This is a genomic window from Pseudomonas sp. Irchel 3A5, assembly GCF_900187575.1.
GTDB classification, from domain to species: Bacteria; Pseudomonadota; Gammaproteobacteria; order Pseudomonadales; family Pseudomonadaceae; genus Aquipseudomonas; species Aquipseudomonas folii.
Genome location: NZ_FYDU01000015.1, coordinates 176350 through 197769, shown reverse-complemented (window position 1 = coordinate 197769; position 21420 = coordinate 176350). Strand labels below are relative to the sequence as shown.

At 54.0% G+C, this 21420-nt stretch carries 24 protein-coding genes; all 24 read left to right on the top strand.

The features are described from left to right. The first annotated feature begins 72 nt into the window (after positions 1–72). The 24 genes from rplL to rplF all read left to right on the top strand — a co-directional run bounded on the left by rplL (position 73) and on the right by rplF (position 21410). Complete coding sequence (rplL, locus tag CKW31_RS23415; RefSeq protein WP_032626521.1) at positions 73–438, top strand: 50S ribosomal protein L7/L12; 366 nt, start codon at positions 73–75, stop codon at positions 436–438. A gap of 218 nt (positions 439–656) precedes the next feature. Further along, on the top strand, positions 657–4730 hold the full coding sequence (gene rpoB, locus CKW31_RS23410) for a DNA-directed RNA polymerase subunit beta (protein ID WP_095100567.1): 4074 nt from the start codon (positions 657–659) through the stop codon (positions 4728–4730). 63 nt (positions 4731–4793) lie between these two features. Next, positions 4794–8993 (top strand): DNA-directed RNA polymerase subunit beta', encoded by a 4200-nt coding sequence (gene rpoC / locus CKW31_RS23405; protein ID WP_027898298.1) that lies wholly within the window; start codon positions 4794–4796, stop codon positions 8991–8993. A gap of 201 nt (positions 8994–9194) precedes the next feature. Then, positions 9195–9566, top strand: coding sequence for a 30S ribosomal protein S12 (rpsL, locus tag CKW31_RS23400; RefSeq protein ID WP_002555494.1), 372 nt, complete (start codon positions 9195–9197; stop codon positions 9564–9566). A gap of 122 nt (positions 9567–9688) precedes the next feature. Next, complete coding sequence (rpsG, locus tag CKW31_RS23395) at positions 9689–10159, top strand: 30S ribosomal protein S7 (protein WP_002555493.1); 471 nt, start codon at positions 9689–9691, stop codon at positions 10157–10159. 30 nt (positions 10160–10189) lie between these two features. Continuing rightward, a complete protein-coding gene (gene fusA / locus CKW31_RS23390; RefSeq protein ID WP_027898299.1) occupies positions 10190–12292 on the top strand; it encodes an elongation factor G in 2103 nt (700 codons plus the stop codon). 32 nt (positions 12293–12324) lie between these two features. Next, a complete protein-coding gene (gene tuf, locus CKW31_RS23385; protein ID WP_027898300.1) occupies positions 12325–13518 on the top strand; it encodes an elongation factor Tu in 1194 nt (397 codons plus the stop codon). A gap of 140 nt (positions 13519–13658) precedes the next feature. Continuing rightward, positions 13659–13970 carry a 30S ribosomal protein S10 gene (gene rpsJ / locus CKW31_RS23380; RefSeq protein WP_003186070.1) on the top strand — a complete coding sequence of 104 codons (312 nt, stop codon included), beginning with the start codon at positions 13659–13661 and terminating at the stop codon, positions 13968–13970. A gap of 81 nt (positions 13971–14051) precedes the next feature. Then, positions 14052–14687 carry a 50S ribosomal protein L3 gene (rplC, locus tag CKW31_RS23375; RefSeq protein WP_027898301.1) on the top strand — a complete coding sequence of 212 codons (636 nt, stop codon included), beginning with the start codon at positions 14052–14054 and terminating at the stop codon, positions 14685–14687. 12 nt (positions 14688–14699) lie between these two features. Continuing rightward, entirely contained in the window at positions 14700–15302 is a 603-nt protein-coding gene (gene rplD / locus CKW31_RS23370; protein WP_020290705.1) for a 50S ribosomal protein L4, read from the top strand. Next, the gene (gene rplW, locus CKW31_RS23365) at positions 15299–15598 is read left to right on the top strand and encodes a 50S ribosomal protein L23 (protein ID WP_002555488.1); all 300 of its coding nucleotides are present in this window, start codon (positions 15299–15301) and stop codon (positions 15596–15598) included. Before rplD ends, rplW begins: the two co-directional genes overlap by 4 nt. 14 nt (positions 15599–15612) lie before the next feature. Further along, positions 15613–16437, top strand: a complete 825-nt coding sequence (gene rplB, locus CKW31_RS23360; RefSeq protein ID WP_003317104.1) for a 50S ribosomal protein L2 — start codon at positions 15613–15615, stop codon at positions 16435–16437. Between the two features lie 16 nt (positions 16438–16453). Beyond that, positions 16454–16729: a 30S ribosomal protein S19 gene (rpsS, locus tag CKW31_RS23355; protein WP_002555486.1), complete on the top strand. Its 276-nt coding sequence runs from the start codon at positions 16454–16456 to the stop codon at positions 16727–16729. Positions 16730–16742: 13 nt separating this feature from the next. After that, positions 16743–17075, top strand: coding sequence for a 50S ribosomal protein L22 (rplV, locus tag CKW31_RS23350; protein ID WP_027898302.1), 333 nt, complete (start codon positions 16743–16745; stop codon positions 17073–17075). Positions 17076–17088: 13 nt separating this feature from the next. Next, positions 17089–17775, top strand: a complete 687-nt coding sequence (gene rpsC / locus CKW31_RS23345) for a 30S ribosomal protein S3 (protein WP_003176422.1) — start codon at positions 17089–17091, stop codon at positions 17773–17775. Positions 17776–17787: 12 nt separating this feature from the next. Continuing rightward, positions 17788–18201 carry a 50S ribosomal protein L16 gene (gene rplP, locus CKW31_RS23340; RefSeq protein WP_027898303.1) on the top strand — a complete coding sequence of 138 codons (414 nt, stop codon included), beginning with the start codon at positions 17788–17790 and terminating at the stop codon, positions 18199–18201. Beyond that, positions 18201–18392 (top strand): 50S ribosomal protein L29, encoded by a 192-nt coding sequence (gene rpmC, locus CKW31_RS23335; RefSeq protein ID WP_002555481.1) that lies wholly within the window; start codon positions 18201–18203, stop codon positions 18390–18392. Before rplP ends, rpmC begins: the two co-directional genes overlap by 1 nt. Before the next feature lie 2 nt (positions 18393–18394). Further along, positions 18395–18661: a 30S ribosomal protein S17 gene (gene rpsQ, locus CKW31_RS23330; RefSeq protein ID WP_002555480.1), complete on the top strand. Its 267-nt coding sequence runs from the start codon at positions 18395–18397 to the stop codon at positions 18659–18661. A 23-nt stretch (positions 18662–18684) separates the two neighbouring features. Then, a complete protein-coding gene (rplN, locus tag CKW31_RS23325; protein WP_002555479.1) occupies positions 18685–19053 on the top strand; it encodes a 50S ribosomal protein L14 in 369 nt (122 codons plus the stop codon). A gap of 11 nt (positions 19054–19064) precedes the next feature. Further along, positions 19065–19379 (top strand): 50S ribosomal protein L24, encoded by a 315-nt coding sequence (gene rplX, locus CKW31_RS23320; protein ID WP_002555478.1) that lies wholly within the window; start codon positions 19065–19067, stop codon positions 19377–19379. Between the two features lie 20 nt (positions 19380–19399). Beyond that, the gene (gene rplE, locus CKW31_RS23315) at positions 19400–19939 is read left to right on the top strand and encodes a 50S ribosomal protein L5 (protein WP_004883677.1); all 540 of its coding nucleotides are present in this window, start codon (positions 19400–19402) and stop codon (positions 19937–19939) included. A 13-nt stretch (positions 19940–19952) separates the two neighbouring features. Beyond that, positions 19953–20258 carry a 30S ribosomal protein S14 gene (rpsN, locus tag CKW31_RS23310; RefSeq protein ID WP_027898304.1) on the top strand — a complete coding sequence of 102 codons (306 nt, stop codon included), beginning with the start codon at positions 19953–19955 and terminating at the stop codon, positions 20256–20258. 213 nt (positions 20259–20471) lie between these two features. Further along, the gene (rpsH, locus tag CKW31_RS23305) at positions 20472–20864 is read left to right on the top strand and encodes a 30S ribosomal protein S8 (protein WP_027898305.1); all 393 of its coding nucleotides are present in this window, start codon (positions 20472–20474) and stop codon (positions 20862–20864) included. Between the two features lie 12 nt (positions 20865–20876). Next, positions 20877–21410: a 50S ribosomal protein L6 gene (gene rplF, locus CKW31_RS23300; protein WP_027898306.1), complete on the top strand. Its 534-nt coding sequence runs from the start codon at positions 20877–20879 to the stop codon at positions 21408–21410. The last annotated feature ends 10 nt before the right edge of the window (positions 21411–21420 follow it).

Below are 21420 nucleotides of genomic sequence, written 5' to 3'. Positions count from 1 at the left end.
GTACCTTCTTTCGCGTATTTTTGTTTATTTCGATGGTCGCGTAGGCCGTCCCCCAATTCAGGAATTAGATTCATGTCTATCTCTCAAGACGATATCCTCAACGCAGTTGGCGAAATGTCCGTTCTGCAGGTTGTTGAGCTGATCAAAGCATTCGAAGAAAAGTTCGGTGTTACTGCCGCTGCTGCTTCTGCTGGTCCAGCTGCTGCTGCCGCTGTTGTTGAAGAGCAAACTGAATTCAACGTCATGCTGCTGGAAGCTGGCGAGAAGAAAGTTAACGTCATCAAGGCTGTACGTGAGCTGACCGGTCTGGGCTTGAAAGAAGCCAAGGCTGTAGTTGACGGCGCACCGGCTATGGTTCTGGAAGCAGTTGCGAAAGACGCTGCTGACAAAGCCAAAGCTACGCTGGAAGAAGCAGGCGCTAAAGTCGAGCTGAAGTAAGTATCGACCTTGAGTGTCCAGCCCAAGCGTTAAGCGAAAGGCTGATGGCTGGTGGCTCTTGCCACCGGCCTTTTTCCGTTATAGATGACTGGCTCGGCCGGCATCCATAACGTGTAAAACCACCGGAATGGTGGCGCAAACCAAGGGGTTTGCACGATTTTCTGGCTGCTCCCGTCGGGAGGAGCCAAACAAGCAGGTGACCAAGCTGGGGAACGCTGATGGCTTACTCATATACTGAGAAAAAACGTATCCGCAAGGACTTTAGCAAGTTGCCGGACGTAATGGATGTGCCGTATCTCCTGGCCATCCAGCTGGATTCGTATCGCGAATTCCTGCAAGCGGGAGCTACCAAAGATCAGTTCCGCGACGTCGGTCTGCATGCAGCCTTCAAATCCGTTTTCCCGATCATCAGCTACTCCGGCAATGCTGCGCTGGAGTATGTAGGTTATCGCTTGGGCGAACCGGCATTTGATGTCAAAGAGTGCGTGCTGCGCGGTGTGACTTACGCTGTACCTCTGCGAGTAAAAGTCCGTTTGATCATTTTCGACAAAGAATCGTCGAACAAAGCGATCAAGGACATCAAAGAGCAAGAAGTCTACATGGGTGAAATCCCCCTGATGACTGAGAACGGCACCTTTGTTATCAATGGTACCGAGCGCGTTATCGTTTCCCAGCTGCACCGTTCCCCGGGCGTGTTCTTTGACCACGACCGCGGCAAGACGCACAGCTCCGGCAAGCTGCTTTATTCCGCTCGCATCATTCCTTACCGTGGTTCGTGGCTGGACTTCGAGTTCGATCCAAAGGACTGTGTATTCGTCCGTATCGACCGTCGTCGCAAGCTGCCTGCTTCTGTATTGCTGCGCGCGCTTGGCTACACGACAGAACAAGTCCTGGATGCTTTCTACACCACCAACGTGTTCCACGTTCACGGTGAGAATCTCAGTCTGGAACTGGTTCCTCAGCGTCTGCGCGGTGAAATTGCCGTCCTGGATATCCTGGATGACAAAGGCAAGGTTATTGTCGAGCAAGGTCGCCGTATTACTGCTCGTCATATCAACCAGCTGGAAAAAGCCGGTATCAAGCAACTGGAAGTGCCTTTGGACTACGTCCTGGGTCGCACCACTGCCAAGGTAATCGTGCATCCAGCCACTGGCGAGATCATTGCTGAGTGCAACACCGAGCTGAACACCGAGATCCTGGCTAAAGTCGCCAAGGCGCAGGTCGTTCGTATCGAAACGTTGTACACCAACGATATCGACTGCGGTCCATTTGTTTCGGATACGCTGAAAATCGATTCGACCAGCAATCAGCTCGAAGCTCTGGTCGAGATCTACCGCATGATGCGTCCAGGCGAGCCGCCTACCAAGGACGCAGCAGAAACCCTGTTCAACAATCTGTTCTTCAGCCCGGAGCGCTATGACCTCTCTGCTGTAGGCCGGATGAAGTTCAACCGTCGTATCGGTCGCACCGAGATCGAAGGCTCTGGGGTTCTGTGCAAAGAAGATATCGTCGCCGTTCTCAAGACGCTGGTTGATATCCGTAACGGTAAAGGCATCGTCGACGACATCGACCACTTGGGTAACCGTCGTGTTCGTTGTGTTGGCGAAATGGCTGAAAACCAGTTCCGCGTTGGCTTGGTACGTGTTGAGCGTGCAGTCAAAGAGCGTCTGTCGATGGCAGAAAGTGAAGGCCTGATGCCTCAGGATCTGATCAACGCCAAGCCAGTTGCCGCAGCGGTTAAAGAGTTCTTCGGTTCCAGCCAGCTTTCCCAGTTCATGGACCAGAACAACCCGCTGTCCGAGATCACGCACAAGCGTCGTGTATCTGCACTCGGCCCTGGTGGTCTGACTCGTGAGCGTGCTGGCTTTGAAGTTCGTGACGTACACCCGACTCACTACGGTCGTGTATGCCCGATTGAGACGCCGGAAGGTCCGAACATCGGTCTGATCAACTCCTTGGCTGCTTATGCGCGCACCAACCAGTACGGCTTCCTCGAGAGCCCGTACCGTGTTGTTAAAGACGCTCTGGTAACTGACGAAATCGTTTTCCTCTCTGCAATTGAGGAGGCCGACCACGTCATCGCCCAGGCTTCTGCGGCGATGAACGACAAGAAGGTCCTGATCGACGAGCTGGTTGCTGTACGTCACTTGAACGAGTTCACCGTCAAGGCTCCAGAAGACGTGACATTGATGGACGTATCGCCGAAGCAGGTAGTTTCGGTTGCGGCCTCGCTGATCCCGTTCCTCGAGCACGACGACGCCAACCGTGCGTTGATGGGTTCCAACATGCAGCGTCAGGCTGTTCCTACTCTGCGTGCTGACAAGCCGCTGGTAGGTACTGGCATGGAGCGCAACGTGGCTCGCGACTCCGGCGTTTGCGTCGTGGCTCGTCGTGGCGGCGTTATCGACTCTGTTGATGCAAGCCGTATCGTGGTTCGTGTTGCTGATGATGAAGTTGAAACCGGTGAAGCTGGTGTCGACATCTACAACCTGACCAAGTACACCCGCTCCAACCAGAACACCTGCATCAACCAGCGTCCGCTGGTGAGCAAAGGTGATCGTGTTGAGCGTAGCGACATCATGGCTGATGGTCCGTCCACCGATATGGGTGAGCTGGCTCTGGGTCAGAACATGCGCATCGCGTTCATGGCATGGAACGGCTTCAACTTCGAAGACTCCATCTGCCTGTCCGAGCGTGTTGTTCAGGAAGATCGTTTCACCACGATCCACATTCAGGAACTGACCTGTGTGGCACGTGACACCAAGCTTGGGCCTGAAGAAATCACTGCAGACATCCCGAACGTGGGTGAAGCTGCACTGAACAAACTGGACGAAGCCGGTATCGTTTACGTAGGTGCCGAGGTTGGTGCTGGCGACATTCTGGTAGGTAAGGTCACGCCTAAAGGCGAGACCCAACTCACGCCAGAAGAAAAACTGCTGCGCGCTATCTTCGGTGAGAAGGCAAGCGACGTTAAAGACACATCCCTGCGCGTACCTACCGGTACCAAAGGTACTGTCATTGACGTTCAGGTCTTCACCCGTGATGGTGTTGAGCGTGACGCTCGCGCACTGTCCATCGAGAAGACTCAGCTGGACGAGATCCGCAAGGACTTGAACGAAGAGTTCCGTATCGTTGAAGGCGCTACTTTCGAACGTCTGCGTTCCGCTCTGGTTGGCCGTAAGGTCGAAGGCGGCGCTGGCTTGAAGAAAGGCCAGGACATCACCGACGAAGTTCTCGACGGTCTTGAGCACGGCCAGTGGTTCAAACTGCGCATGGCTGAAGATGCTCTGAATGAGCAGCTCGAGAAAGCTCAGGCTTACATCGTTGATCGTCGCCGTCTTCTGGATGACAAGTTCGAAGACAAGAAACGCAAGCTGCAGCAGGGCGATGACCTGGCTCCAGGCGTTCTGAAAATCGTCAAGGTTTACCTGGCAATCCGTCGTCGCATCCAGCCGGGCGACAAGATGGCCGGTCGTCACGGTAACAAGGGTGTGGTCTCCGTGATCATGCCGGTTGAGGATATGCCGCACGATGCCAATGGCACGCCGGTCGATATCGTTCTCAACCCGTTGGGCGTACCTTCGCGTATGAACGTTGGTCAGATTCTCGAAACTCACCTGGGCCTGGCGGCCAAGGGCTTGGGCGAGAAGATCAACCGCATGCTCGAGGAGCAGCGTAAAGTTGCTGAACTGCGTAAGTTCCTGACCGAGATCTATAACGAGATCGGTGGCCGTCAAGAGAAGCTGGAGGACTTTAGCGATAAAGAAATCCTGGATCTGGCGAAGAACCTGCGTAATGGTGTGCCAATGGCTACGCCAGTGTTCGACGGTGCCAAGGAAGTTGAAATCAAGGCAATGCTTAAACTGGCAGATATGCCAGAGAGCGGCCAGATGCAGCTGTTCGATGGTCGCACCGGCAACAAGTTTGAGCGTCCGGTTACTGTTGGCTACATGTACATGCTGAAGCTGAACCACTTGGTGGACGACAAGATGCATGCGCGTTCCACTGGTTCTTACAGCCTCGTTACCCAGCAGCCGCTGGGTGGTAAGGCTCAGTTCGGTGGTCAGCGTTTCGGGGAGATGGAGGTGTGGGCGCTGGAAGCATACGGCGCGGCCTACACTCTGCAGGAAATGCTCACAGTGAAGTCGGACGATGTGAACGGCCGTACCAAGATGTACAAAAACATCGTGGATGGCGATCACCGTATGGAGCCGGGCATGCCCGAGTCTTTCAACGTGTTGATCAAAGAAATCCGTTCGCTCGGCATCGATATCGATCTGGAAACCGAATAACACGTGACGCGAATCGAGGGTGGGTCGGTATGACTGCCCTCTGCTCCGCCAGGAGGAAAGGCCTTGAAAGACCTACTGAATTTGCTGAAAAACCAGGGTCAAGTCGAAGAGTTCGACGCCATCCGTATTGGATTGGCATCGCCTGAGATGATCCGTTCGTGGTCGTTCGGTGAAGTTAAAAAGCCGGAAACCATCAACTACCGTACGTTCAAACCTGAACGTGACGGCTTGTTCTGCGCCAAAATTTTTGGCCCGGTCAAGGATTACGAGTGCCTGTGCGGTAAGTACAAGCGCCTGAAACACCGTGGTGTGATCTGCGAGAAGTGCGGCGTTGAAGTTGCACTGGCCAAGGTCCGTCGTGAGCGTATGGCTCACATCGAACTGGCATCGCCTGTTGCCCACATCTGGTTCCTGAAATCACTGCCGTCCCGTATCGGCTTGTTGATGGACATGACCCTGCGTGATATCGAACGTGTTCTCTATTTCGAGAGCTATGTCGTAATCGATCCCGGCATGACCACCCTTGAAAAGGGTCAGCTGCTGAATGACGAGCAGTACTTCGAAGCGCTGGAAGAGTTCGGTGATGACTTCGACGCCCGCATGGGTGCTGAAGCTGTTCGTGAGCTCCTGCACGCTATCGATCTGGAGCATGAGATTGGTCGTCTGCGTGAAGAAATTCCGCAAACCAACTCCGAAACCAAGATCAAGAAGCTGTCCAAGCGTCTGAAGCTGATGGAAGCCTTCCAGGGTTCGGGTAACCTGCCTGAGTGGATGGTTTTGACCGTTCTGCCGGTTCTGCCGCCAGATTTGCGTCCATTGGTTCCGCTGGACGGTGGTCGCTTCGCGACTTCTGACCTCAACGATCTTTATCGTCGAGTGATCAACCGTAACAACCGTTTGAAGCGTCTGCTTGATCTGTCCGCTCCGGACATCATCGTGCGCAACGAAAAGCGTATGTTGCAGGAAGCTGTCGATGCTCTGCTCGACAACGGCCGTCGCGGTCGCGCCATCACTGGCTCGAACAAGCGTCCTCTGAAATCCCTGGCTGACATGATCAAAGGTAAGCAGGGTCGTTTCCGTCAGAACTTGCTCGGTAAGCGTGTTGACTACTCGGGTCGTTCGGTAATTACCGTTGGTCCGACCCTGCGTCTGCACCAGTGCGGTCTGCCGAAGAAAATGGCTCTCGAGCTGTTCAAGCCTTTCATTTTTGGCAAGCTGGAAATGCGTGGCCTCGCCACGACCATCAAAGCTGCCAAGAAGATGGTTGAGCGCGAGCTGCCGGAAGTCTGGGACGTTCTCGCAGAAGTTATCCGCGAACACCCAGTGCTTCTGAACCGTGCGCCAACGCTTCACCGTCTGGGCATCCAGGCTTTTGAACCGGTACTGATCGAAGGTAAAGCTATCCAGCTGCACCCTCTGGTCTGTGCTGCGTACAACGCCGACTTCGACGGCGACCAGATGGCCGTACACGTACCGCTGACGCTGGAAGCCCAGCTCGAAGCGCGTGCGTTGATGATGTCGACCAACAACATTCTGTCCCCAGCCAACGGTGAGCCAATCATCGTTCCTTCGCAGGACGTTGTATTGGGTCTGTACTACATGACTCGTGAAGCGATCAACGCCAAAGGCGAAGGTCGTGTGTTCGCGGATCTGCAGGAAGTCGACCGTGTATTCCGCGCCGGCGAAGCCGCGCTGCATGCCAAGGTTAAAGTCCGGATCCACGAAACGATCAACGATCGTGATGGTGGCAGCGTCAAGAACACCCGTATCGTCGACACCACTGTCGGCCGTGCGCTGTTGTTCCAGGTGGTTCCGGCTGGCCTTTCGTATGACGTGGTCAACCAGCCAATGAAGAAAAAGGCGATCTCCAAGCTGATCAACCAGTGCTACCGCGTGGTTGGTTTGAAAGAGACCGTTATCTTCGCTGACCAGTTGATGTACACCGGTTTTGCTTACTCGACTATTTCGGGTGTTTCCATTGGTGTTAACGACTTCGTTATCCCTGATGAAAAAGCTCGGATCATCGACGCGGCTACTGAAGAAGTTAAAGAGATCGAAAGCCAGTACGCTTCGGGCCTGGTAACTCAGGGCGAGAAGTACAACAAGGTGATCGACCTTTGGTCCAAGGCGAACGACGAAGTCTCGAAAGCGATGATGTCGAACCTGTCCAAAGAGCGCGTTATCGACCGTCACGGCGTCGAAGTTGATCAAGAATCCTTCAACTCGATGTACATGATGGCTGACTCCGGTGCACGGGGTTCGGCTGCACAGATTCGTCAGCTGGCGGGTATGCGTGGTCTGATGGCCAAGCCGGATGGCTCGATCATTGAGACGCCGATCACTGCGAACTTCCGTGAAGGCTTGAGCGTACTTCAGTACTTCATCTCTACTCACGGTGCTCGTAAGGGTCTTGCGGATACCGCGTTGAAGACAGCTAACTCCGGTTATCTGACTCGTCGTCTGGTTGACGTTGCCCAGGATCTGGTTGTTACCGAAGTTGACTGCGGTACCGAACACGGTCTGCTGATGACTCCGCACATTGAAGGCGGTGACGTTGTTGAGCCGTTGGGTGAGCGCGTACTGGGTCGAGTAATCGCCCGTGACGTATTCAAGCCTGGCACCGACGAAGTCATCGTGCCTGCCGGTACGCTGGTAGACGAGAAGTGGGTTGAGTTCATCGAGCTGAATAGCATCGACGAAGTAATCGTTCGTTCGCCGATCAGTTGTGAAACCCGTTACGGCATCTGCGCCAAGTGCTACGGCCGTGATCTGGCTCGTGGTCACCAGGTAAACATCGGTGAAGCGGTCGGCGTAATTGCTGCCCAGTCCATCGGTGAGCCGGGTACCCAGCTCACCATGCGTACGTTCCACATCGGTGGTGCGGCAAGCCGGACCTCTGCTGCTGACAGCGTTCAGGTGAAAAACGGCGGTACTGTTCGCCTGCATAACCTGAAACACGTTGAGCGAGTAGACGGTCACCTGGTAGCTGTGTCCCGTTCGGGCGAGCTGGCCATCGCTGATGATTACGGTCGTGAGCGTGAGCGTTACAAGCTGCCTTACGGTGCAGTGATTTCGGTGAAGGAAGGCGACAAGGTCGACGCAGGTTCGATCGTGGCCAAGTGGGATCCGCACACTCACCCAATCGTTACCGAAATGAAAGGTACCGTGACCTACGTGGGCATGGAAGAAGGCATCACGATCAAGCGTCAGACAGACGAATTGACCGGTATGACCAACATTGAAGTTCTGGATGCCAAAGACCGTCCAGCAGCTGGCAAAGATATTCGCCCTGCTGTGAAAATGGTTGGTGTTGATGGTAAGGATCTGTTGCTGCCAGGAACCGATGTTCCTGCACAGTACTTCCTGCCAGCTAACGCACTCGTTGGTGTCGCGGATGGTGTGCAGGTTGCGATCGGTGATGTTATCGCCCGTATCCCGCAAGAAACATCGAAGACTCGAGACATCACCGGTGGTCTGCCGCGTGTTGCCGACTTGTTCGAAGCTCGTCGTCCGAAAGAGGCGTCGATCCTTGCAGAGGTCAGCGGTACGATTGCATTCGGTAAAGAAACCAAAGGCAAGCGTCGTCTGGTTATTACCCCGAACGATGGCAGCGATCCGTACGAAGAGCTGATTCCGAAGTGGCGCCACCTGAACGTCTTTGAAGGCGAACAGGTTAACCGCGGCGAGGTTATCTCTGACGGTCCTAGCGATCCACACGATATCCTGCGTCTGCTGGGTGTAAGTGCGCTGGCCAAGTACATCGTTAACGAGATCCAAGACGTTTACCGTCTGCAGGGCGTGAAGATCAACGACAAGCACATCGAGACCATCCTGCGTCAGATGTTGCGTAAAGTTGAAATCTCCGAATCTGGCGATTCCACCTTTATCAAAGGTGATCAGATGGAGCTGACTCACGTACTGGTCGAGAACGAGCGTCTGAACGCGGAAGAGAAATTTGTTTCCAAGTTCACCCGTGTACTGCTGGGAATCACCAAGGCTTCGTTGTCCACTGAGTCGTTCATTTCCGCGGCGTCTTTCCAAGAGACAACCCGCGTACTGACCGAAGCAGCAGTAACAGGCAAGCGCGACTATCTGCGCGGTCTGAAGGAAAACGTGGTTGTGGGTCGTTTGATCCCGGCTGGTACAGGTCTGGCTTATCACAGCGAGCGCAAGCGTCGCCGTGAAGTAGACAAACCGTTGCGCGTGAGCGCGAGCGAAGTCGAAGCAGCATTGACTGAAGCGTTGAACTCAAGCGGTAACTAAAGGGTAAGGCCTCGGCCTCCTGGCTCATCAAGCGGCAGATAAATTCTGTCGCTGGACGAGAAAGGACGTCGGGGCTTTGTCTTGACTGGGGACAGGATCCTCTTTAGACTCTTGTACCCCTAAATTTGGCGGGACTCGCGTCCTGCCATTTTGCTTTTCTTGCAAGACAATAGCGTCGCAAGACAACAGTGGAGCTAGTAGATGGCAACTATCAACCAGCTGGTACGTCAGCCGCGCAAGCGTATCGTCGAGAAATCCGACGTACCTGCGCTGCAGAACTGCCCGCAACGTCGTGGCGTATGCACTCGTGTGTATACCACCACGCCGAAAAAACCTAACTCGGCACTGCGTAAAGTATGCCGTGTGCGCCTGACCAACGGTTTCGAGGTTTCCTCGTACATCGGTGGTGAAGGTCACAACCTGCAAGAGCACAGCGTGGTACTGATTCGTGGCGGTCGTGTAAAAGACTTGCCAGGTGTTCGTTATCACACCGTTCGCGGTTCTTTGGATACTTCCGGCGTTAAGGGTCGTAACCAGGGTCGTTCGAAGTACGGTACCAAGAAGCCTAAGTAGTATTTGGCTTCCTGTGACAAATTGCAGATTTCTATTTTTCTGAGTCGATAAGAGTAAGGTCGGGCGCACTCCAGAGTGAGTGGTGGTCCCGAGCTACCTGAAGACCGTTTGAGGGCTTATCCATGCCAAGAAGACGCGTAGCAGCCAAGCGCGAAGTGCTTGACGATCCAAAATACGGAAGCCAAATTCTGGCCAAGTTCATGAACCACGTAATGGAAAGCGGCAAAAAAGCCGTTGCCGAGCGTATCGTTTATGGCGCGCTGGAAAAGGTTAAAGAACGCAAGAACAGCGATCCCCTGGAAATCTTCGAGAAAGCTCTCGACGCCATCGCTCCGCTGGTCGAAGTAAAGTCGCGCCGTGTAGGTGGTGCTACTTACCAGGTTCCGGTCGAAGTTCGTCCGTCCCGTCGTAATGCATTGGCGATGCGCTGGCTGGTAGACTTCGCGCGCAAGCGCGGTGAGAAGTCTATGGCTCTGCGTTTGGCTGGCGAACTGCTGGACGCCGCTGAAGGTAAAGGTGCTGCAGTTAAGAAGCGTGAAGACGTGCACCGTATGGCTGAAGCTAACAAAGCTTTCTCGCACTACCGCTTCTAATTTCAGCGTCACTAATTTTGCGAGGGCTTTATGGCTCGTACTACTCCGATTAACCGCTACCGTAACATCGGTATCGTTGCTCACGTGGATGCTGGTAAAACCACCACCACTGAGCGCGTCCTTTTTTACACTGGCGTAAACCACAAAATGGGCGAGGTGCATGATGGCGCCGCGACCATGGACTGGATGGTGCAAGAGCAGGAGCGGGGTATTACCATTACTTCCGCTGCTACGACGGCATTCTGGGCTGGCTCCGTCAAGCAGTTCGAGAAACATCGCTTCAACATCATCGATACTCCGGGTCACGTTGACTTCACCATTGAAGTAGAGCGCTCCCTGCGCGTACTCGATGGCGCGGTCGTTGTGTTCTGCGGCACGTCGGGTGTTGAGCCTCAGTCGGAAACCGTATGGCGTCAAGCCAACAAATACGGCGTTCCACGTCTTGTTTATGTAAACAAGATGGACCGTGCTGGTGCGAACTTCCTGCGCGTGATCGGTCAGATCAAGCAGCGTCTGGGTCACACTCCGGTGCCGATCCAGTTGGCTATCGGTTCTGAAGACAATTTCCAGGGTCAGATCGATCTGATGACCATGGAAGCTGTTTACTGGGATGACGCTGACAAGGGCATGGCCCCTCGTCGCGAAGCTATCCCGGCTGAGCTGCAAGAGCTGGCTGACGAGTGGCGCAGCAACATGGTTGAAGCTGCCGCTGAAGCCAACGAAGAGCTGATGAACAAATACCTCGAGGGTGAAGAACTCACCATCGCGGAAATTGAAGGCGCTTTGCGTCAGCGTACGATCGCTGGCGAAATCGTTCTGGCAGTTTGCGGTTCTTCCTTCAAGAACAAGGGTGTTCCCCTGGTTCTCGACGCAGTGATCAAGTACCTGCCTGCGCCTGTAGACATTCCTGCCATCAAGGGTTCAGACCCGGATGACGAGACTGTTGAAATGGAGCGTCATGCAGACGACAACGAGCCGTTCTCGGCTCTGGCGTTCAAGATCGCTACCGACCCATTCGTGGGTACTTTGACCTTTGCTCGTGTTTACTCGGGCGTGTTGAGCTCCGGCGACGGCGTGATCAACTCGGTTAAAGGCAAGAAAGAGCGTGTTGGTCGTATGGTGCAAATGCACGCGAACACACGTGAAGAGATCAAAGAGGTTCGCGCTGGTGACATCGCGGCTCTGATCGGCATGAAGGACGTCACCACTGGTGATACCCTCTGCTCGGCTGACAAGCCAATCATTCTGGTTCGCATGGACTTCCCGGAGCCGGTTATTTCGGTTGCCGTTGAGCCTAAGACCAAGGATGACCAGGAAAAAATGGGTATCGCTCTGGGCAAGCTTGCTCAGGAAGACCCGTCTTTCCGTGTAAAAACTGATGAAGAGACTGGTCAAACGATCATCTCTGGCATGGGCGAGTTGCACTTGGACATCCTGGTTGACCGGATGCGCCGTGAGTTCAACGTTGAAGCCAACATCGGTAAACCACAGGTTTCCTATCGTGAGAAAATCACGAAGGCTTGTGAGATCGAAGGCAAGTTCGTTCGTCAGTCCGGCGGTCGTGGTCAGTTCGGCCATTGCTGGATCCGTTTTGCTCCTGCTGACGAAGGTCAGGAAGGTCTGCAATTCGTAAACGAAGTAGTGGGTGGTGTTGTTCCTAAGGAATACATCCCTGCTATCCAGAAGGGTATCGAAGAGCAGATGAAGAACGGTGTTGTTGCCGGCTATCCGCTGATCGGCCTGAAGGCTACCGTTTTCGATGGTTCTTACCACGACGTCGACTCCAACGAGATGGCGTTTAAGGTGGCAGCCTCCATGGCGACCAAGCAACTTGCTACCAAAGGTGGCGGTGTTGTACTTGAGCCGATCATGAAGGTTGAAGTTGTTACACCTGAGGACTACATGGGCGACGTGATGGGTGACCTGAACCGTCGTCGCGGTCTGATCCAGGGTATGGAAGATACGGTTTCTGGCAAAGTGATTCGCGCCGAAGTACCGTTGGGTGAGATGTTCGGTTATGCGACCGACGTTCGCTCCATGTCCCAGGGTCGCGCGAGCTACTCTATGGAATTCTCCAAATACTCCGAAGCTCCGTCGAATGTCGTCGAAGCTATCGTTAAAAAACAAGGCTGATTTCAGCCCCTTTAGGCTAGGAGTTCACTGTCGTGGCTAAAGAAAAATTTGAACGTAACAAACCGCACGTCAACGTTGGCACCATCGGTCACGTCGACCACGGTAAAACCACTCTGACTGCTGCTCTGACTCGCGTTTGCTCCGAAGTTTTCGGTTCGGCTAAAGTCGACTTCGATAAAATCGACAGCGCGCCAGAAGAAAAGGCTCGTGGTATCACCATCAACACTGCTCACGTTGAGTACGATTCGGCCGTTCGCCACTACGCGCACGTTGACTGCCCAGGTCACGCCGACTACGTAAAAAACATGATCACTGGTGCTGCTCAGATGGACGGCGCTATTCTGGTTTGTTCGGCTGCTGATGGTCCGATGCCTCAGACTCGCGAGCACATCCTGCTGTCCCGTCAGGTTGGCGTTCCGTACATCGTTGTCTTCCTGAACAAGGCTGACATGGTTGACGACGCAGAGCTGCTGGAACTGGTTGAGATGGAAGTGCGCGATCTGCTGAGCACTTACGACTTCCCAGGTGACGACACCCCGATCATCATCGGTTCTGCTCTGATGGCTCTGAACGGCCAAGACGACAACGAGATGGGCACTACTGCCGTTAAGAAACTGGTTGAAACTCTGGATAGCTACATCCCAGAACCAGTTCGTGCTATCGACAAGCCGTTCCTGATGCCAATCGAAGACGTATTCTCGATCTCGGGTCGCGGTACTGTTGTTACCGGTCGTGTTGAGCGTGGTATCGTCAAAATCCAGGAAGAAGTAGAGATCGTGGGTCTGCGTGACACCACTAAAACTACTTGCACTGGCGTTGAGATGTTCCGCAAGCTGCTGGACGAAGGTCGTGCTGGTGAGAACTGTGGCGTTCTGCTGCGTGGCACCAAGCGTGACGACGTTGAGCGTGGTCAGGTTCTGGTTAAGCCAGGCACTGTTAAGCCGCACACTCAGTTCGAAGCTGAAATCTACGTTCTGAGCAAAGAAGAAGGCGGTCGTCATACTCCTTTCTTCAAGGGCTACCGTCCACAGTTCTACTTCCGTACTACCGACGTAACTGGTAGCTGCGAACTGCCGGAAGGCGTTGAGATGGTTATGCCAGGTGATAACGTGAAAGTTAGCGTTACCCTGATCAAGCCAATCGCAATGGAAGATGGTCTGCGTTTCGCAATTCGTGAAGGCGGTCGTACCGTCGGCGCCGGCGTCGTAGCCAAAATCATCGCGTAAGCAATGATTTGAAAAAAAGCCTCCGCTTGCGGGGGCTTTTTTTATTGGGTTGACACCCCGTTACCTCGTCTATAGAATTGCGCCTCCTTTTAACGGGCGTATTGCGCTCGGTGGGAACAGCAATCTGGAGTCTGAATCCAATGCAAAACCAGCAAATCCGTATCAGGTTGAAGGCTTTTGACCATCGCCTGATCGACCAATCCACCCAGGAAATCGTGGAAACCGCGAAACGTACTGGTGCTCAGGTGCGTGGTCCAATCCCACTGCCGACACGTAAAGAGCGGTTCACCGTTCTGGTTTCTCCGCACGTCAACAAAGACGCGCGCGACCAGTACGAGATCCGTACTCATAAACGCGTTCTGGACATCGTCCAGCCAACGGATAAAACCGTTGACGCGCTTATGAAGCTTGATCTTGCAGCCGGTGTGGAAGTGCAGATCAGCCTCGGCTAAGACTTGGGTCTTAGTCGTGTAACGCTCTGAAATGGGCGGCCATAGCGGGTGAAAGCCCCGTACACTCATGAGGTTTACAACATGACTATTGGTGTAGTCGGTCGTAAATGCGGTATGACCCGTATTTTCACCGAAGAAGGTGTCTCCATTCCGGTTACGGTCATTGAGATCGAGCCGAATCGCGTCACCCAGTTCAAAACTGAAGAGACCGATGGCTATCGTGCAGTGCAAGTCACTGTAGGCGAGCGTCGTGCTTCGCGTGTTACAGCTGCTCAAGCTGGCCACTTCGCTAAAGCGAACGTTGCCGCTGGTCGTGCCGTCATGGAATTCCGTCTTGAAGAAGGCGAGTACCAAGCAGGCGACCTGATCAACGCTGAAATCTTCGCTGCTGGTCAACTGGTTGATGTAACCGGTCAGTCCAAGGGTAAAGGCTTCCAGGGTACGATCAAGCGTTGGAATTTCCGCGGGCAAGATAACACCCACGGTAACTCCGTATCCCACCGCGTCCCAGGCTCTATCGGCCAGTGCCAGACTCCTGGTCGTGTATTCAAGGGCAAAAAAATGTCCGGTCATATGGGCGCTGAGCGCGTGACCGTGCAGTCCCTGGAAGTAGTGCGCGTGGACGCTGAACGCAATCTGTTGTTGGTCAAGGGCGCTGTTCCTGGCGCTACTGGCGGCAACCTGGTTGTACGTCCAGCAGCCAAGGCTCGCGGTTAAGGGGAAGCTGACATGCAATTAAATGTAAATGACGCTCAAGCAATCGAAGTTTCCGAACTGACATTTGGCGGCGAGTTCAACGAGACACTGGTACACCAGGCAGTCGTAGCCTACATGGCTGGCGGTCGTCAGGGCACCAAGCAGCAAAAGACCCGTTCCGATGTTCGTGGTGGCGGTAAGCGCCCATGGCGTCAGAAGGGTACTGGCCGTGCTCGTGCCGGTACTATCCGTAGCCCAATCTGGCGTGGCGGTGGTACCACTTTCGCAGCACGTCCTCAGGACCACTCTCAGAAGCTCAACAAGAAGATGTATCGCGCAGCTTTGCGCTCCATCCTTGCTGAACTGGTTCGTACTGATCGTTTGGTCGTGGTTCAGGACTTCGCTGTTGAAGCACCGAAAACCAAAGATCTGCTGAACAAGCTGACTGGCATGGGCCTGACTGACGTCCTGATCGTGTCTGACGCTGTTGACCAGAATCTGTACCTGGCTGCTCGCAACCTGCCGCACGTAGATGTACGTGACGTACAGGGTTCCGATCCAGTTAGTCTGATCGCATACGACAAAGTGTTGATCACTGTGTCGGCCGTGAAGAAATTCGAGGAGCTGCTGGGATGAACCAGGAACGCGTATTTAAAGTTCTGCTTGGCCCGCATGTTTCCGAAAAGGCTACGGTTCTTGCAGACAAAAAAGGTCAGTTCGTTTTCAAGGTTGCTACTGACGCAACCAAGCTGGAAATCAAGAAGGCCGTCGAAAGCCTGTTCAGCGTGAAAGTAGAGCGTGTTACTACCCTGAATGTTCTGGGTAAGAGCAAGCGCACTGCTCGCGGTCTGGGCAAGCGTAATGACTGGAAGAAGGCAGTTATCTCCCTTCAGCCAGGCCAAGATCTCGATTTCAGCAGCAGTGCTGAGTAAGGAAGGGGTGCATCATGGCAATCGTTAAATGCAAACCGACTTCCCCTGGCCGCCGTTTTGTGGTCAAGGTGGTCAACCAGGAGCTGCATAAAGGCGCTCCTCACGCACCGCTGCTCGAGAAAAAATCGAAGTCTGGTGGTCGTAACAACAATGGCCGTATTACTACCCGTCATATCGGTGGTGGTCATAAGCAGCATTATCGTCTGGTCGATTTCCGTCGCAACGACAAAGATGGCATCGCTGCCACTGTCGAGCGTATTGAATACGATCCAAACCGTACTGCTCACATCGCATTGCTACTTTACGCAGACGGCGAGCGTCGCTACATCATCGCCCCTAAAGGCGTGAGTGCTGGCGATCAGCTGATTGCAGGCGCTTTGGCTCCAATCAAACCGGGCAACGCTCTTCAACTGCGTAACATTCCAGTTGGTAGCACCGTTCACGGTATCGAATTGAAGCCAGGTAAAGGTGCACAGATCGCTCGTTCCGCTGGTGCTTCGGCTCAGCTGATCGCTCGTGAAGGTGTCTACGTGACCCTGCGTCTGCGTTCCGGTGAAATGCGTAAAGTGCTTTCCGAGTGCCGTGCAACGCTGGGCGAAGTCTCGAATTCCGAGCACAGCCTGCGTTCCTTGGGTAAAGCTGGTGCTAAGCGCTGGCGTGGCGTTCGCCCAACCGTTCGTGGTGTTGCCATGAACCCGGTTGATCACCCACATGGTGGTGGTGAAGGTCGTACCTCTGGTGGTCGTCATCCGGTATCGCCGTGGGGCTTCCCGACTAAGGGCGCGAAGACTCGTGGTAATAAGCGTACCGACAAAATGATCGTCCGTCGTCGCAAGTAAATAGAGGGATACGACAGTGCCACGTTCTCTGAAAAAAGGTCCTTTTATTGATCTTCACCTACTGAAGAAGATCGAAGTGGCGGCGGAAAAGAACGATCGCAAACCGGTGAAAACCTGGTCGCGTCGTTCGATGATCCTGCCACAAATGGTCGGTCTGACCATTGCTGTGCATAACGGTCGCCAACATGTTCCAGTTCTCGTGAACGAAGACATGGTCGGCCATAAACTAGGCGAGTTTGCCGGTACCCGCACTTATCGTGGGCACGTGGCAGACAAGAAAGCCAAGCGTTAAGGGGTAAGGAACGATGGAAGTAGCCGCTAAGTTGTCGGGCGCTCGAATCTCCGCCCAGAAAACCCGCTTGGTCGCCGACCAGATCCGCGGGAAGAAGGTGGGCGAAGCGCTCAACCTGTTGGCTTTCAGCAACAAGAAAGCTGCCGAGATCCTGAAGAAAGTGCTGGAGTCGGCTGTAGCCAACGCCGAGCATAACGAAGGCGCAGACGTTGATGACCTCCGGGTCTCCACCGTTTTCGTCAACGAAGGGCGTTCGCTGAAGCGCATCATGCCACGTGCCAAAGGCCGTGCTGATCGCATCGTCAAGCGGTCTTGCCATATCACTGTCAAGGTTGCTGACAAGTAACGGAGTCGAAGAGATGGGTCAGAAAGTACATCCCATTGGCATTCGCCTGGGAATCGTCAAGGAGCACACCTCCGTCTGGTACGCAGACGGTCGGACTTATGCGGACTATTTGTTCGCTGATCTGAAAGTGCGTGAGTATCTCCAAGACAAACTAAAAAGCGCGTCCGTAAGCCGTATCGATATCCATCGTCCGGCTCAGACAGCACGTATCACCATCCACACTGCTCGTCCTGGTATCGTTATCGGGAAGAAAGGTGAAGATGTTGAGAAGCTGCGTCAGGACCTGACCAAGCAAATGGGTGTGCCTGTGCACATCAATATCGAAGAAATCCGCAAGCCGGAGCTCGACGGTATGTTGGTTGCGCAGAGCGTAGCTCAGCAGCTGGAGCGTCGCGTTATGTTCCGTCGCGCTATGAAGCGCGCTGTACAGAACGCCATGCGCATTGGTGCCAAAGGCATCAAAATCCAAGTGAGCGGTCGTCTCGGCGGTGCTGAAATCGCACGTACTGAATGGTATCGCGAAGGTCGTGTGCCTTTGCACACCCTGCGTGCCGACATCGACTATGCCAACTACGAAGCTCACACCACTTACGGTGTGATCGGTGTAAAGGTTTGGATCTTCAAAGGCGAAGTAATTGGTGGTCGCCAAGAAGAACTGAAACCACAAGCACCTGCGCCTCGTAAAAAAGCTGCTAAGTAAGGGGTACGCCAAATGTTGCAACCAAAGCGTACGAAGTTCCGCAAGCAGATGACTGGCCACAACCGTGGCTTGGCATTGCGCGGTAGCAAAGTCAGCTTCGGCGAATATGCGCTGAAGTCTGTTGCTCGTGGTCGTCTCACTGCCCGTCAGATTGAGTCAGCGCGTCGTGCTCTGACCCGTCACGTTAAACGTGGCGGTAAAATCTGGATCCGTGTATTCCCGGACAAGCCTGTAACCAAAAAGCCCCTCGAAGTTCGTATGGGTAAAGGTAAGGGTAACGTGGAGTACTGGGTTGCCCAGATTCAGCCAGGCAAAGTCCTGTATGAAATCGAGGGTGTTTCTGAAGAGCTGGCGCGTGAGGCTTTCGCCCTGGCTGCTGCAAAGCTGCCGCTCGCCACCTCCTTTGTTAAGCGGACGGTGATGTGATGAAAGCGAATGAACTTCGTGAAAAATCAGCACAGCAGCTGAACGAGCAACTGCTCGGCCTGCTGCGCGACCAGTTCAATCTGCGTATGCAGAAAGCAACTGGCCAGTTGGGGCAGTCTCACCTGCTCTCGCAAGTTAAGCGTGACATCGCTCGCGTGAAGACTGTGCTCAACCAGCAGGCAGGTAAGTAATCATGGCTGAAGCCGAAAAAACCGTCCGTACGCTGACTGGCCGTGTTGTCAGCGACAAGATGGACAAGACCATCACCGTTCTGATCGAGCGTCGCGTTAAGCACCCGATCTACGGTAAATACGTTAAGCGTTCGACTAAGCTGCACGCGCACGACGAAACCAATCAATGCCACATCGGCGACAAAGTCACGATTCGTGAAACTCGTCCTGTAGCCAAGACCAAGTCTTGGGCACTGGTTGATATTCTCGAACGCGCTGTGGAAGTCTAAGGACTAGGGGTCGGAGAAATTATATGATTCAGACTCAATCCATGCTCGATGTGGCCGATAACAGCGGCGCACGCCGCGTTATGTGCATCAAGGTGCTGGGTGGCTCCCATCGTCGTTACGCTGGTATCGGTGACATCATCAAAGTTACCGTTAAGGAAGCAATTCCTCGCGGTAAGGTGAAAAAAGGCCAAGTGATGACTGCAGTTGTAGTCCGCACTCGCCATGGCGTTCGTCGTGCTGACGGCTCCATCATCCGCTTTGATGGCAACGCTGCTGTTCTTTTGAACAACAAGCAAGAGCCGATCGGCACCCGTATCTTTGGGCCAGTGACCCGTGAACTTCGTACTGAGAAGTTCATGAAGATCGTCTCGCTCGCCCCAGAAGTGCTGTAAGGAGATCCGACATGCAAAAGATTCGTCGTGACGACGAGATCATCGTGATCGCCGGCAAAGACAAAGGTAAGCGCGGTAAGGTGCTCAAGGTTCTCGCTGACGACCGTCTGGTCGTTGGTGGGATCAACCTGGTAAAGCGTCATACCAAGCCTAACCCGATGTCGGGCGTACAGGGCGGTATCGTCGAGAAAGAAGCGCCACTGCACGCTTCTAACGTCGCTATTTTCAATGGCGCAACCAACAAGGCTGACCGCGTTGGTTTCAAAGTTGAAGATGGCAAGAAAATTCGTGTCTTCAAGTCGACCCAAAAAGCGGTTGATGCTTGAACACTGCTAGGTAGAAGACCATGGCACGACTAAAAGAGATTTACCGGAAGGAAATCGCTCCGAAGCTTAAGGAAGAACTTAAGCTCGCGAACGTGATGGAAGTTCCGCGCGTTACTAAAATCACCCTGAACATGGGTCTGGGCGAAGCGATCGGCGACAAAAAAGTCATCGAGCACGCTGTTGCTGACCTAGAAAAGATCACCGGTCAAAAAGTCGTTGTGACTTACGCTCGGAAATCCATCGCTGGCTTTAAAGTCCGTGAAGGTTGGCCGATCGGCGTCAAAGTGACTCTGCGCCGCGATCGTATGTATGAATTCCTGGATCGTCTGCTTTCGATCTCCCTGCCTCGGGTTCGTGACTTCCGCGGCCTGAATGCCAAGTCCTTCGACGGTCGTGGTAACTACAGCATGGGCGTAAAAGAGCAGATCATTTTCCCGGAAATCGACTACGACAAGATCGATGCTCTCCGCGGTCTGGACATTACCCTGACCACCACTGCCAAGAACGATGATGAAGGCCGCGCTCTGCTGCGTGCTTTCAAATTCCCGTTCCGCAACTGATTGGAGTAGGAAAATGGCCAAGAAGAGCATGAAGAACCGTGAGCTGAAGCGTCAGCTCACCGTTGCCAAGTACGCCACCAAGCGTGCAGCGCTCAAAGCAATCATCGTTGATCTGAACGCAAGTCCAGAAGCGCGTTGGGAAGCTACCGTAGCTCTGCAGAAGCAGCCACGTGACGCAAGCGCTTCGCGCATGCGTAACCGCTGCCGCATCACTGGTCGTCCGCACGGCGTTTACCGCAAGTTCGGCCTTGGCCGTAACAAGCTGCGTGAAGCCGCAATGCGTGGTGATGTGCCAGGTCTGGTTAAAGCCAGCTGGTAATACGCCTTTCACGCGAAATTCCGGCCTGTCGCGCAAGCGATTGGTCGGAATCAAGCCTGAATTTGAATCAAGCCCCTATTGGGGCTTGATTCATTTCCGGGGTACGCCTAGAATTGCCGGCTCGCCTGAGCCCGTGTTTTTCATTTGCCCGGAATTCTCGGCGATAAGCTGTAGCCGCAAGGCTAATTATTTTGTATTAGGAGCGTCTAGCCCATGAGTATGCAGGACCCGTTAGCGGACATGCTAACTCGTATCCGTAATGCCCAGATGGCTGAAAAGCCCGTCGTAAGCATGCCATCTTCCACCGTGAAGGTTGCTGTAGCCAAAGTCCTGAAAGACGAAGGTTACATTGCGGGTTATCAGATCAGCAGCGAAACAAAACCGCTGTTGTCTATCGAGCTGAAGTACTTCGAAGGCCGTCCAGTCATCGAAGAAGTGAAGCGCGTAAGCCGTCCAGGCCTGCGTCAGTACAAGTCCGTCGATGATCTGCCAAAAGTTCGTGGCGGTCTCGGTGTGTCTATCGTCTCCACCAGCAAAGGTGTGATGACGGATCGTGCTGCGCGCGCTGCCGGTGTCGGCGGCGAAGTGCTTTGCACAGTGTTCTAAGGGGGGATAAGCATGTCACGCGTAGCTAAGAACCCCGTTAAGTTGCCAGCAGGCGTCGAAGTTAAACTCGTCGGCCAGCAGCTTTCGGTGAAGGGCGCCAAAGGCACTCTAGATCTGAACATCCATTCGTCCGTTGAGATTGTTGAAGAAGCTGGTGAGCTGCGTTTCGCTGCTCGCAATGGCGATCAACAAACTCGCGCAATGGCCGGCACCACTCGTGCACTGGTTAACAACATGGTCCAGGGCGTAAGCCAAGGCTTCGAGCGTAAGCTCCAGCTGGTCGGTGTTGGTTACAAAGCGCAAGCAAAAGGCACAGTGCTGAACCTGGCTCTTGGCTTCTCGCACCCAGTGGATTACGACCTGCCGGAAGGCATCACCGCTGAGACTCCCAACCAGACCGATATCTTCATCCGAGGTATCGACAAGCAGTTGGTTGGTCAAGTGGCCGCTGAGATCCGCGACTTCCGCCGTCCTGAGCCGTACAAAGGCAAAGGTGTGCGTTACGCAGACGAAGTCGTCCGCCGTAAAGAAGCCAAGAAGAAGTAGGGCATAGCAA

Coding starts and splice junctions, on each gene's coding strand:
- rplL (WP_032626521.1), top strand. CDS start 73: ATGTCTATCTCTCAAGACGATATCCTCAACGCAGTTGGCGAAATGTCC.
- rpoB (WP_095100567.1), top strand. CDS start 657: ATGGCTTACTCATATACTGAGAAAAAACGTATCCGCAAGGACTTTAGC.
- rpsL (WP_002555494.1), top strand. CDS start 9,195: ATGGCAACTATCAACCAGCTGGTACGTCAGCCGCGCAAGCGTATCGTC.
- rpsG (WP_002555493.1), top strand. CDS start 9,689: ATGCCAAGAAGACGCGTAGCAGCCAAGCGCGAAGTGCTTGACGATCCA.
- fusA (WP_027898299.1), top strand. CDS start 10,190: ATGGCTCGTACTACTCCGATTAACCGCTACCGTAACATCGGTATCGTT.
- rpsJ (WP_003186070.1), top strand. CDS start 13,659: ATGCAAAACCAGCAAATCCGTATCAGGTTGAAGGCTTTTGACCATCGC.
- rplC (WP_027898301.1), top strand. CDS start 14,052: ATGACTATTGGTGTAGTCGGTCGTAAATGCGGTATGACCCGTATTTTC.
- rplD (WP_020290705.1), top strand. CDS start 14,700: ATGCAATTAAATGTAAATGACGCTCAAGCAATCGAAGTTTCCGAACTG.
- rplW (WP_002555488.1), top strand. CDS start 15,299: ATGAACCAGGAACGCGTATTTAAAGTTCTGCTTGGCCCGCATGTTTCC.
- rplB (WP_003317104.1), top strand. CDS start 15,613: ATGGCAATCGTTAAATGCAAACCGACTTCCCCTGGCCGCCGTTTTGTG.
- rplV (WP_027898302.1), top strand. CDS start 16,743: ATGGAAGTAGCCGCTAAGTTGTCGGGCGCTCGAATCTCCGCCCAGAAA.
- rpsC (WP_003176422.1), top strand. CDS start 17,089: ATGGGTCAGAAAGTACATCCCATTGGCATTCGCCTGGGAATCGTCAAG.
- rplP (WP_027898303.1), top strand. CDS start 17,788: ATGTTGCAACCAAAGCGTACGAAGTTCCGCAAGCAGATGACTGGCCAC.
- rpmC (WP_002555481.1), top strand. CDS start 18,201: ATGAAAGCGAATGAACTTCGTGAAAAATCAGCACAGCAGCTGAACGAG.
- rpsQ (WP_002555480.1), top strand. CDS start 18,395: ATGGCTGAAGCCGAAAAAACCGTCCGTACGCTGACTGGCCGTGTTGTC.
- rplN (WP_002555479.1), top strand. CDS start 18,685: ATGATTCAGACTCAATCCATGCTCGATGTGGCCGATAACAGCGGCGCA.
- rplX (WP_002555478.1), top strand. CDS start 19,065: ATGCAAAAGATTCGTCGTGACGACGAGATCATCGTGATCGCCGGCAAA.
- rplE (WP_004883677.1), top strand. CDS start 19,400: ATGGCACGACTAAAAGAGATTTACCGGAAGGAAATCGCTCCGAAGCTT.
- rpsN (WP_027898304.1), top strand. CDS start 19,953: ATGGCCAAGAAGAGCATGAAGAACCGTGAGCTGAAGCGTCAGCTCACC.
- rpsH (WP_027898305.1), top strand. CDS start 20,472: ATGAGTATGCAGGACCCGTTAGCGGACATGCTAACTCGTATCCGTAAT.
- rplF (WP_027898306.1), top strand. CDS start 20,877: ATGTCACGCGTAGCTAAGAACCCCGTTAAGTTGCCAGCAGGCGTCGAA.